An 11,911-nucleotide genomic window follows, 5' to 3' on the forward strand; every position below is an offset into this window, starting at 1 on the left:
AGTCTACTCCTCTTTTTTACTCAGATATTCAATGAAGAAGTCTCTCGATTATTATACACAAGATGAATGATATCATCATCCTGCCCTCTACAGCTGGCAGTAACGCCGCACTTTTTGAAGAAACTTCAGTCTTTCCCGTTCAGCGTCCATGAATAATTACCCTTTACAGTCGTGTAAGGTACGATTTCATACTCTTTGGCTGAAAAAGGAGAAGCCATCTCTGTTTGATCAACAGATAACCTTTTTAATACTTTAATATGATTTGCATTACTGATTTCTAAATAAAAATCTAATGTCCTGGTTTTATTTGCTCTTATTTTTTCAACATGAATCCCTTTATCGAAAGAGATATTGAACCGTTTTCCCGATTCGTCGGGAGCGGCAGAAACAACCAGCGCTTTGTTTTTTCTGTCGAGCCCTATCAGCTGCAAATGATAGTTTTCATCAATCTGCATTGGACAATGCAGCTCAAGCGTCAACACGGATTCACGGGTTTGATTCTCTCTTATCGTGAATGGAAGTTTGCTGGAGAACGCGTTTGATAAGCTTTGTTTTTCCTCTCTGATCTTGATCATGTCATGAAGTGCAACAGACCAGTTTCGCATATAATTGTGTGTCGAATATTTCTCGGCCATTTCAAAAGCGCGTTTGGAAAACTCCTCATGAAGCTTTTCGTCTTTCATCAGCAGTACGATTTTTTCGGCCAATTGCTCAATATTATACTGCTCGACAACAAAGCCGTTTTTATTGTCTTTCACAAGGCTTCTGGCACCGTAATCATAGTCGTAAGTCACAACAGGGCAGCCATTGCTGAGAGCCTCCATATTTGAAAGCCCGAACCCTTCAAAGTGAGAGGTGGAAATAGTAAGCCAAGCCTTTTGAAATTCTGCATCAGGATTTTGAGTATAACCTTTTAGAAAGACATTGTTTTGGAGGCTGGATTTTTCAATTTCAGCCTTTATCAAATGTTCCTCTTCGCCTGATCCGAAAATTTCCAATTGGGCTTCGGGAATCTCGTTCACTACAAGCCTGAAGGCTTTAATGGCGTGAGTAAGATTTTTCATCGGCGCCAACCTCGATATAATAACAGCTTTGTTCTTTTTGCTTGGCACGTTCAACACTTGTTTATCCAGCGGTTTGGCTATCGTGTGCGGAGTGAAAAAGAAAATCTTCTGTTTTCCTGAAATCAGTTCAAAATCCTCCATCTGCTCCTCGGTAATGAAGAAAACAGCATCTAAATTCGGCATTTGACTGAATACTTCTTTGTAACGGCCTTTGATCTGATATTTATTTTCACCGTAATGTTTATTGTGAATGATTGCAGCATAATAGGAAGCCGGCGCTTTTTTGACTCTAAAGATATGCTTGTCCTGCGGCCTGCTGTCAACAAGAAACAACTTCGGCTTGTCTGATTCGGCCTGAAGGACTTCAATCCAATGCCTTCTTAAATCAGATTCGTCAGAAAAATGGAGTGCTCCCATTTCTGAATACCAGTTCATATGAGTGAACTGAACATCTTTCTTTTCTGGATTATATTCATAGTGTTTTTCCAAGTAGATCATGTTGTTTTCATTGACAAATTCTTGACGGGACAAACAGCCTGTTTTTGTATCGAAATAAGCGATCATGATCAGCGTTCCGTTTTTGCTGTATTCTTCTCTTTTATAGCACTTTTTTTCACTGTTAAAGTAATCGACAAAACAGACGGACCTTCCATCTTCGTAAAAAGTGATCTCAAGGTTGTTTATTTTTCCGCTGAACAACGTACCGAATTTCTGAAGAATTCGATTTCTCCGAATTTGCTTTTTAATTTCCTGCAAACTTATTCTTTCAGAATAGAAGCGCCCATTAGCATTTTTGCTGAGGAAATCATCAAACATATTCAATACTCGCGTGAATTTCCGGTCAATTTTTTGATTTTCAAACAATTGATTTTTTTTATTTGAAAATTCTTTGTCAAAACGGAATGTTAAGAAAGTTGTAGGTGTATGACATTCCTCGCCAAATAATTTAGAGCGGAGCAGCAGTGATTTTGTCAATCCTCCGTAATTATCAGGCAGGCCTCCTGAAATAAAATAATACGTCATATTCGGAACGGCTGTTTCCTTATTGTTCAAATTAATAAAATTATTCTCGCCCAAATTTTTTCTTCCTTTCAACTATAAGCTGGCATTCATCCGATTACTTGCATTCACTTCACAAATCCATGAAGCATCAAAAAGTACTTCTTAAAACTTGTAAGAAGTACTTTTTGAAAAAATTATATAGCATAGCTTGTTGTAGCAAAAGACCAGAAATTATAGGTTGGCGATTTCTTCTTTAATCTTTGTAGTTGAAATTCCTTCTGTTCTTGGCAGATAGACGACTTCGCAATGTTCCTTTAGGAAGTCAAATTTTCCTTCCCAATCATCCCCCATGACAAAAACATCAATATCATGGTCGATTACATCCTGTACTTTTTGATCCCAGCTCTTTTCGGGAATCACTTCGTCAACGTAGCGAATGGTTTCCAGGATTAATTTGCGATGCTCATAGCTGTGATAAGCTTTCTTCTGTTTTTGAAGGTTGAATTCATCTGTGGATATCGCTACGACAAGATAATCGCCCAGCTGTTTGGCGCGTTCCAATAATTTGATATGGCCCCAGTGCAATAAATCAAACGTTCCATATGTGATGACTTTCTTCATGTTAAACGTACTCTCCTTCCTCATCTATAACGTACTAAAACCACTATAATGAACTTTCACATGTATTTAAGATCCAAAAAACGTATGTGCTTTCCACTAAAAAAAGACAATTTTTCCGCATGTCTTCACTGATCACTTATTATAGCACATCGTCTATCAAACGTTAAGCATTGTAAACGATAAATGAAATTCCAAATTTTATTTAAAAATAATCCGCGAAATGGCGCTTATTCTTTATGAAGCGTAAAAAATCTTAAATGGATGTAAAGTTATTGTTAAGCTTTTATGAATCATCTATGTTAAAATATACGTTAGATCATTCGCGTTTTTGGGGCTGATCACTTACCTGTGACATTTAACGTTTGTTTACACATATAATTGCATTTTTCTGTTGGAAGGAGGAGATGAAGTTGCAAACGGCACAGATACACAACTTGTCCTATGTTAATAACGATTTAGCCGGCTTTATGAACCATCTTGAACATTCATATATTAATCGGCGCATCGGCGCCTATATCGCTACTGTTAACCCGGAAATCGGATACGCAGCGATTAAAGATAAAAGTTATTCCGATGTATTGTCATCCGCTGACTTTATTTTGCCTGACGGCATCGGAGTCGTGATGATGTCAAAGCTTACGAAGAGCAGGTTAAAGTCGAGAATCGCAGGGTATGATGTTTTTGTCAATCTTTTGAAGATGGCCAACCAAAAACATAAAAGGGTTTTTTTGTACGGTGCAAAAAAAGAGGTGAACAAAGCCGTGGTGGAGCGTATCTCATCTGAATACCCCGATATCAAACTAGTTGGATATTCAGACGGTTTTGCAAAGGATAAAGAAGCGGTGGCTCAACGGATCGCGAAGGCAAAACCGGACATGGTTTTTGTAGCTTTAGGTTACCCGCATCAAGAAAGATTTATTTATCAATATCGTCATCTGTTTCCGCAGGCCATTGCAATCGGCCTGGGCGGCAGCTTTGATGTTTTCAGCGGTTCTGTCAAACGGGCTCCGAACTGGCTGATTCGACTGAACCTGGAGTGGCTGTATAGATTGGCAACAAACCCGTCAAGATGGAAAAGGATGATGAATATCCCGAAATATGCTTTTTCCGTTTTGAAAGAAGAAAGGGTTCAAAAGCAGGGCTACTATCCTGAACGGGTTAAAGAGCAGTCAAAACAAATTGATGCATAATATCATGATGAATTTTTTGAAGAGATTGGGTTGAAGGATGAATATACGTTCTTTACTAGTTGTACTATATTCGGCAGGGCTTTCGGTAACCGGCTTTATTTTAAGGTGGATCAAGCCGCGAAAAAGGGTCGTCTTTCTCGTTTCATTCCAGGATAATGCGAGGGCGCTGCTGAAGGAATATGAAAGGAAAACAAACCGACCTTTTGAAGTCTGTGTATTGTATACTCGACACGCCGCTTCCCTTGCAAAGGAATTTCCGGCCGTTAAATCAAAATGGCTAAGTGAATCAAATCCTTTTCATATCATACAGGCTGTTTATCATATGTTCAGGAGCGAATGTGTTATCACTGATAATTATTTTTTGATAACGAGCGTACTGAACAATCGTCCGCAGACGAAATGTATCCAGGTTTGGCATGCCAATGGCGCACTCAAAAAATTCGGACTTGAGGACGTTGCGAATAAACATAGAACGGCGGCGGATATCAAAAGGTTTAAAAAGGTATATCGTTCCTTTGATTATATTGCGGTCGGTTCAGACAAGATGGCAGAGATTTTCAAACGTTCATTCGGCGCAAAAGAAGAAAAGTTTTTGCGGACGGGAGTTCCGCTGACTGATCAGTATTTTGATTCGGAGCCAAAGGCTTCATTTGTGCAAACTAAAAAAGTCATTCTCTACGCTCCGACCTACAGGGATTATGACATGGCAAGCCTCAATCTTCCGTTTACAAAAGAACAGCTTTTAAAAGATTTAAACGGAGAATATGAGCTGTGGGTAAAATTGCATCCGGCCGTGCGTAAAAGGATCGAACTGGATGAGAGTGATGGCTGTTTTAAAGATGTTTCAGAGCATCCTTTACAAGATCTTTTATACGCTTGTGATGTACTGGTTTCAGATTATTCTTCGGTCCCTTTTGAATTCGCATTATTAAATAAGCCGATGCTGTTCTATACGTATGATATGGCTCAATATGACGAAAATCGCGGACTAATCGATGACTTTGAAAGGGTAATACCCGGAAAGGCATGTTTTAAACGTGATGAACTGCTTGAAGAGTTGAAACAGATCGGCGAACAAAATGAAAATATTCAACATTTTGCAGCGGAGTGGAACTCATATTCAAAAGGGGATTCCAGCCGAAAGCTTCTTGATTTTGTTCATCAATTGCTGATGCAATCAGAGACTGAGAAAAGTGTCAGGCGCAAGCAAGAAAAAGGATAACAACTGATTATTATACAAAAAAACTGGCATTTAAATGCCAGTTTTTCTTTGTTTAAATCTCTTCCTTATTTAAAAGGTTTTCTATAAAAGGAACAAGCTGTGTTTTTAATTCTGGGTCCTGCATGGCAAATTCAAGTGTTGTTTGAATAAACCCAAGCTTTTCACCGACATCATAGCGCTTACCTTCAAAATCGTAAGCGAATACACGCTGAATTTCATTCAGCTTTTGAATCGCGTCTGTCAATTGAATTTCCCCGCCCGCTCCAATTTCTTGTTTTTCCAGATACATAAAGATTTCAGGCGTAAAGATGTAACGGCCGAGAATAGCCAAATTAGAAGGAGCTGTTCCAGGCTTTGGTTTTTCGACAAAGTTCTTTACTTGATATCTCCGGCCTTCTTTTGTAAGCGGATCAATGATTCCGTAACGGTGTGTTTCATCTTCCGGCACCTGCTGAACACCGATGATAGAAGAAAGGGTTTTATCATATTCATCCATCAGCTGACGAAGCCCTGGTGTCTCAGCCTGAACGATATCATCCCCAAGTAAAACGGCAAAAGGCTCATTACCGATAAAATTCCGCGCACACCAGACTGCATGTCCGAGTCCTTTTGGCTCTTTCTGTCTAATGTAATGGATATCAGCCATATTCGATGCTTTTTGGACTTTTTCAAGCAACTCGTTTTTCCCTTTTTCTTCAAGATTGCGTTCAAGTTCCGGAGCGTGGTCAAAGTGGTCTTCGATGGCACGCTTTCCTTTACCTGTGACAATGATTATATCTTCGATGCCTGATTCAATGGCCTCCTCAATTATGTACTGGATGGTCGGCTTGTCGACAATCGGAAGCATTTCTTTCGGCATTGCTTTAGTAGCCGGCAAAAAGCGAGTGCCAAGACCAGCCGCTGGAATTATGGCTTTTCTTACTTTTTTCATTAGTAAAGCACCTTCCTTAAAGTGTATGTGGTCGATATCTTAAACTTTACCACAATTCGAGCCATTTCACACGCATTAACATGAGGGAAGTATGCTATTAAAAAATATAGTTTCAAGCGAAAGTGTATAAAGACAACGAATGATTTAAGAAAACGGAAATATTTGAAGGGCTGAACTTAATTTGGAACTGGTGATAATCGTTTACATATCCAATGAGGGAATACAATCTGAAAAAGGCAGTAAAAAAACAAAAACAAGCTTAGGGAAGCTGTTTTTTTGTTTTTTATTAGTTGTTTAGAGATAGGCTTTCTTTCAATTCTTTAGAAATGGCTGCACGATCGTTCTCGTCCACTTGATAGTAATAGATTCCGTTGATTTTTGTGCCCTGACCTTTCAGCTGATGTTGAACGACATTGTTTCGGGCTGATTTGTAGTTTGACTGAATATCCCACATATCATCAAAAGTAAGGTTGGTCTTGACATTATCTTCAATTACATTGAACATATCGCTGAATTTCGTAACGGATGAGATGTTTGCTCCTTTTTTGATGATGCCTTCGATGACTTGCCGCTGCCGCTCTTGTCTTCCGAAATCACCCTTTGGATCCTGTTTTCTCATCCTTGTGTATGCAAGTGCTTCTTTACCGTCCAGGGTAATTTCCCCTTTATTGAAGGTATATCCGTCATAGCTGAAGGCGAACGTGCTGTTCACTGTAATGCCGCCGAGTGTATCAACAATATCCCTGAAGCTTTCCATATTGACTTTTACAAAGTAATCGACAGGTACATCCAAAAAGTTTTCAACCGTATCAACGGTCATTTGCGTTCCACCGAAGGCATAGGAGTGGTTGATTTTGTCCGTCGTTCCTTTGCCGATGATTTCGGTGTATGTGTCACGAGGAATGCTCACCATTTCCGTTTTATTCGTCTTAGGGTTCACCGTCATGTAAATGAGGGAGTCGGCTCGTCCTTTATCGCCTTTTCTTTCATCTACTCCCATGATTAATACAGCAATTGGATCCTTGCTGTTCACGTCAACCTGTTTGTCTCTTTTGTCGGACTTTCCGAGATCTTCATGTATGCTCGCGATGGTTGAAGCAGCTTTATTCCAGAGGTAGTATGCATACCCGCCGGTACCTAAAACGAATAAGCCTATAATTGTCAAAATAATGAAAAAGACTTTTCTTTTCTTTTTTCTTTTTTCAGCTCTCATAGATTCCTCACCTTATTTTTTACTCTTACTTGATTATAGATTTTAAAATTCATAGAAACAACATCTTTTTTTTGTCACATTACAACTTGACGAAATAGAACTTAAGAATGTTTCAAAATTCTTTTGTTTTCTTTAAAATTAAAAATGTTTGTCGATAAAAAACAAGAGGTGATGAAAATGAAACAATTAGCCGCATTGATGTTTTTCTTAGTCTTATTGGCAGGCTGCGGAACTGCTGAACAATCAACACAAGGAAGTCAGACAAACGACATTCAGACTGAAGAAGGAACATTTGTGGGATTGGCTGATTCTCATACAATCGAAGTTAAAGTTAATAACGAACCTGTCAGCTTAATCATTGTCGATGATTACAAAGGAGATATTAACCAATTAAAAGACGGGGAAAAAGTGAAAGTCAATTATCAAAAAAATGAAGAAGGCCAGCTCGAATTGAAAAAAATTGAGAGTATCAAATAAAACTTTCAAAATTTTTGCTTGTATTTTTCAAAAGGGCGGATGTGGCAATGACACCCGCCCCCAAAATACATAATAAATGGAACCAGCTGAGATGACCAGGGGGCATGCAAGGCCCGGGCACAAATGAAAGTTTTTAGAGGAAGGCACCACTAAAGCCGTTTGCAATGTGTTGATCAAGCGGACGATACGCCCGGTAAATGCAGAGTGATGTGCGAGTCAGCATATCATATCAATTTGGATATTTCGATCTATATATTTAGAGCCTAGTAGAATTAAAATATTATAGAAAAGATGGAGTGGTCACTTTGCACAGATTTTTTAAAGTCCTCCCGATTTGCTTGTTAGGACTTGTTTTATTTATCCCTTCTGCACTTGCAGATAACACAGCAAACAGGATTGCCGGAAAAAACCGCTATGACACAGCTGTACAAGCATCCAAAAAAGGCTGGTCAAGCGCAAGCACGGCTGTGATTGTAGGCGGAGGAGCTTATGCGGATGCCATTTCGGCAGCGCCTTTCGCTTATCAGAAAAACGCACCGCTTTTGTTTACAAACTCAAAAAAACTGTCAGCTGAAACGAAATCCCGTTTAAAAGAGTTGAATACAAAAACTGTTTATATAGTAGGAGGAACTCCTGCAGTATCAAACACAGTAGCCAATCAAATCAAAAGCCTTGGAATCACCGTGAAAAGAATTGCCGGAAAAAACCGTTATGATACAGCGGCAAAAGTGGCGAAATCTATGCCAAACACCTCAAAAGCGGTCATAGCGAACGGATTCTTATATGCAGATCCAATCGCCGTCATTCCGTACGCCGCTAAAAATGGTTATCCGATCTTGTTTACCAACGAAAAAACGTTAAACAGCTATACATCCGGGGCAATCATAAGCAAAGGCATTAAACAAACAATTGTCATAGGAAGCACGGGAAGCATAAACAGCACATTATATCGCAAACTTCCTTCTCCTACCCGAATCAGCGGAAAAAACCGCTATGACCTTTCTGTAAATATCGCAAAAAAATTCAGTTTAAGCACGAGCAACACTTATGTCAGCAATGGATTTAAATATGCCGATTCTATCAGCGGGGCGGCCCTGGCTGCAAAACAAAATAAAGCGATCATTCTGACGAACGGAGACAATTTATCAAAGGAACCAAGGGCATTCAGCGGCGACAAAAACATCAAATACTTTTCCATAATGGGCGGAACACCTTCAGTCAGCTCCAAAGTGGCCAACCAGCTTAAAAATCCCGCCGTCGGTAAAACGATTTTCATCGATCCGGGACACGGAGATCAGGATCCGGGTGCGGTCGGCAACGGTTTAAAGGAGAAAGATGTTAACCTTGATATCGCCAAAAGATTGAACAGCAAGCTGTATAGCGCCGGTGCACTTCCTGTCATGTCAAGATCAAACGATACGTTTTACTCGTTGGAAGAACGGGTGAAAAAGGGCGCTAACGCAAAAGCTGATCTGTTCATCAGCATTCATGCCAATTCATATACGTCTTCATCACATGGCACTGAAACGTATTATGACAAAACCTATCAAAGCGCCAACAGCAAGCGGCTTGCAGAATTAGTTCAACCGAGGGTCGTCAGCGCGTTCGGAACAAGAGACAGAGGCGTGAAAACAGCAGGGTTCTATGTGATTAAGTACTCGAAAATGCCGAGTGTTTTACTAGAAACCGCCTTTATCACGAATTCGTCTGACGCAAGCAAATTAAAAAGCGGGACGCTAAAGGATAAAGCAGCAAAAGGAATCAATGATGCTGTTTCAGCATACTATAGATAGAAGGAGGGCTTCCTGAGCCCTTTATGTGAAAAAAGGAGCCGAACTTCGGCTTCTTTTTTTATATATAGAAATATAGTATGATTATTCCATTAATTCAACAAAAAGGAGCGGAGGCGGTCGATGGTTAAAGAAAATTAAACAAATTTATCAAAAAATCACACAATTAATATTCTTTAACAAGCCCTTTACAATGGGTTTACGTTCATATGCTACACTGACGCAGAGATCACAAAGAACCAAACCAATCGTGAGGTGTATGTCAGTGAGTATGGACAAAAGCTTAAGAATGTATAATGAATACTCAAGCCAGCAGATCTATTCTTGTGCTCTATCTGAAAAAGCAGTACGGTATTTGAATATAAAACGGGCAATGGATATCGTCCTATCACTCATCGGTCTCGCCATTACACTGCCGGTGATCCTGCTATTCTGTATTTTGATTTCTATAGAAACTCCCGGCTCGCCTTTTTACCGCCAGGAACGCGTCGGAAAAGACGGCAAGCATTTTAAGCTGATCAAATTGCGCTCGATGAGAATCGATGCCGAAAAATCCGGGGCCAAATGGGCCCAGAAGGATGATCCGCGGGTCACAGCGGTCGGGGCGTTTATTAGAAGAACAAGGATTGACGAACTGCCGCAGCTGATCAATGTGCTGGCCGGAGACATGAGCCTTGTCGGACCAAGGCCGGAACGGCCGATGTTTACCGCTCAGTTCCACCATGAGATTCCGGGATTTAAAAACCGCTTAATTGTAAAGCCTGGGTTAACGGGGCTGGCACAAGTCAATGGCGGATATGACATCAGTCCGAGGGAAAAGCTTGTGCATGATCTGTATTATATTCGAAATTTGACATTTCTTCTCGATTTGAAGGTCATGGTCAAAACGATTAAAGTAGTATTGACTGGTGAGGGAGCCAGATAATACAAGGAAGTTAGGAATATGCTATGTCAACCATTACAAAACAAATCTTAAGCGGTGCAAAATGGACAAGCCTGTCCACTTTGATTGTCACGGCTGTCCAGATTGTACAGTTTGCACTGCTTGGCAATATAATGACGATCACCGAATTCGGGCTCGTCGGGATGCTGACAACGGTCACGGTTTTTACGCAAATTGTGCTTGATATGGGATTCGGGGCCGCTTTAATTCAAAAGGAAGACATCAGTGAACGCCAATTGTCGACTTTGTATTGGCTCAATATCATAACGGGCTTCCTTTTGTTTATCGGCCTTTTTTTCTTAAGTCCGGTGATTGCTGATTTTTATCAGCGGGACGAACTTGTGCTGCTCATCCGGATTTTGGCGGTGATGTTCTTAATCGCGCCGGTCGGACAACAGCATCAATATTTGCTGCAGAAGGATTTGAAATTCAATGTGCTGAGCAAAATTGAAGCCGGTGCCGCGATAGCGTCGTTTGTGCTCCTGCTCGTCCTTATGGTTCTGACGGACCCGATTATCGCCTATGCTTTGTCACAAGTTTTTCTCAATTCCTTTAAAGGGATCCTATTTTTTGCTGTATATTTAAAAAAATGGCGTCCTTCATTTGTTTTTGCGGTACGGGAAGTCAGCGGTTTTTTCTCGTTTGGCGCTTTCCAGCTTGCTTCACGCCTTGTCAACAGGCTCGGCGCCAACATTGATATGATTTTGATCGGCCGTTTTCTCGGCGCTGAAGCTTTGGGAATCTATAACCTGGCCTACCAGATTATCACGATTCCCGTGTTGAAAATCAATCCGATTATTACAAAGGTTGCATTTCCTGTCTTCTCAAAAAATCAGCGGGACAACGGAACTCTGCGCGAAGGCTTTTTAAATATGACAAAGCTTCTCGCACTTGTTTCCTTCCCGCTGCTGATCGGGCTGACCACCGTTTCCGATCTGTTTATCGAGGTCGTCTTCGGAGAAAAATGGCTGCAGGCCGTCCCTGTGCTTAACATTCTGGCGATTGTCGGCTTGCTCAGGGTGCTGATGAATCCGAACGGATCGGTTTTATTGGCGAAGGGGAGAGCGGATCTTGCCTTTTATTGGGACAGCGGGATTATGCTCCTTTACGGACTGTCTCTATATGCTGCGGTGCTGACGAATGACTTGGTGCTGACCGCCTGGACGTATGCTGCGATTAGTCTGATCAATTTCTTGATCGGCAGATGGCTGCTCAAATATGTGATCCAGCTTAAGTTTGGCGAATACTTCAAGACGATCGGCAAACCGTTGGCGCTGACGGCCTTAATGGCAGCCCTGGCTCTGGGCTTGAGCGCGGGAACCAGACACCTTTTGCCCGGAGCCATGCTTCAGCTGTCGGTTTCCGTCGTCATCAGCGGAATTGTATACAGCCTGCTGGTCGGCAAGTTTTATCAAGGGGCGGTAAGAGCCCAGTTTCAAAGCAGAAAGGGCGTTTAAT

10 protein-coding genes are annotated in these 11,911 nt (G+C 41.0%); 6 read left to right on the forward strand and 4 right to left on the reverse strand.

Annotated features, from left to right (window positions below):
- Positions 1-125: 125 nt before the first annotated feature.
- Positions 126-2,087, reverse strand: coding sequence for an alpha-glucosyltransferase N-terminal domain-containing protein (locus M654_RS03305; RefSeq protein WP_051290457.1), 1,962 nt, complete (start codon positions 2,085-2,087; stop codon positions 126-128).
- Between the two features lie 210 nt (positions 2,088-2,297).
- Positions 2,298-2,687 carry a glycerol-3-phosphate cytidylyltransferase gene (gene tagD / locus M654_RS03310; protein WP_026588968.1) on the reverse strand — a complete coding sequence of 130 codons (390 nt, stop codon included), beginning with the start codon at positions 2,685-2,687 and terminating at the stop codon, positions 2,298-2,300.
- 410 nt (positions 2,688-3,097) lie between these two features.
- On the opposite strand from tagD, the gene M654_RS03315 reads away from it, so the two are divergent.
- On the forward strand, positions 3,098-3,877 hold the full coding sequence (locus M654_RS03315) for a WecB/TagA/CpsF family glycosyltransferase (protein ID WP_026588967.1): 780 nt from the start codon (positions 3,098-3,100) through the stop codon (positions 3,875-3,877).
- Between the two features lie 37 nt (positions 3,878-3,914).
- Positions 3,915-5,099 carry a CDP-glycerol--glycerophosphate glycerophosphotransferase gene (locus M654_RS03320; RefSeq protein WP_026588966.1) on the forward strand — a complete coding sequence of 395 codons (1,185 nt, stop codon included), beginning with the start codon at positions 3,915-3,917 and terminating at the stop codon, positions 5,097-5,099.
- Between the two features lie 52 nt (positions 5,100-5,151).
- Here the strand turns inward: M654_RS03320 and galU are convergent, their stop codons facing one another.
- Positions 5,152-6,030 carry a UTP--glucose-1-phosphate uridylyltransferase GalU gene (gene galU / locus M654_RS03325; protein ID WP_026588965.1) on the reverse strand — a complete coding sequence of 293 codons (879 nt, stop codon included), beginning with the start codon at positions 6,028-6,030 and terminating at the stop codon, positions 5,152-5,154.
- 286 nt (positions 6,031-6,316) lie between these two features.
- A complete protein-coding gene (gene tagU / locus M654_RS03330; protein ID WP_026588964.1) occupies positions 6,317-7,243 on the reverse strand; it encodes a polyisoprenyl-teichoic acid--peptidoglycan teichoic acid transferase TagU in 927 nt (308 codons plus the stop codon).
- A 177-nt stretch (positions 7,244-7,420) separates the two neighbouring features.
- Between tagU and M654_RS03335 the strand changes: the two genes are divergently transcribed.
- From M654_RS03335 to tuaB, 4 genes are all read left to right on the forward strand, one after another.
- Positions 7,421-7,720, forward strand: coding sequence for a hypothetical protein (locus tag M654_RS03335; RefSeq protein ID WP_026588963.1), 300 nt, complete (start codon positions 7,421-7,423; stop codon positions 7,718-7,720).
- A gap of 305 nt (positions 7,721-8,025) precedes the next feature.
- Complete coding sequence (locus tag M654_RS03340) at positions 8,026-9,513, forward strand: N-acetylmuramoyl-L-alanine amidase (RefSeq protein ID WP_035428521.1); 1,488 nt, start codon at positions 8,026-8,028, stop codon at positions 9,511-9,513.
- A 166-nt stretch (positions 9,514-9,679) separates the two neighbouring features.
- On the forward strand, positions 9,680-10,435 hold the full coding sequence (locus M654_RS03345) for a sugar transferase (protein WP_256860323.1): 756 nt from the start codon (positions 9,680-9,682) through the stop codon (positions 10,433-10,435).
- Between the two features lie 23 nt (positions 10,436-10,458).
- Positions 10,459-11,910, forward strand: coding sequence for a teichuronic acid biosynthesis protein TuaB (gene tuaB / locus M654_RS03350; RefSeq protein WP_026588960.1), 1,452 nt, complete (start codon positions 10,459-10,461; stop codon positions 11,908-11,910).
- The last annotated feature ends 1 nt before the right edge of the window (position 11,911 follow it).

The organism is Bacillus sp. NSP9.1 (assembly GCF_000465465.2).
In the GTDB taxonomy this organism is placed as follows: domain Bacteria; phylum Bacillota; class Bacilli; order Bacillales; family Bacillaceae; genus Bacillus; species Bacillus sonorensis_A.

Coding starts and splice junctions, on each gene's coding strand:
- M654_RS03305 (WP_051290457.1), bottom strand. CDS start 2,087: ATGACGTATTATTTTATTTCAGGAGGCCTGCCTGATAATTACGGAGGA.
- M654_RS03335 (WP_026588963.1), top strand. CDS start 7,421: ATGAAACAATTAGCCGCATTGATGTTTTTCTTAGTCTTATTGGCAGGC.
- tagU (WP_026588964.1), bottom strand. CDS start 7,243: ATGAGAGCTGAAAAAAGAAAAAAGAAAAGAAAAGTCTTTTTCATTATT.
- tagD (WP_026588968.1), bottom strand. CDS start 2,687: ATGAAGAAAGTCATCACATATGGAACGTTTGATTTATTGCACTGGGGC.
- M654_RS03320 (WP_026588966.1), top strand. CDS start 3,915: ATGAATATACGTTCTTTACTAGTTGTACTATATTCGGCAGGGCTTTCG.
- galU (WP_026588965.1), bottom strand. CDS start 6,030: ATGAAAAAAGTAAGAAAAGCCATAATTCCAGCGGCTGGTCTTGGCACT.
- tuaB (WP_026588960.1), top strand. CDS start 10,459: ATGTCAACCATTACAAAACAAATCTTAAGCGGTGCAAAATGGACAAGC.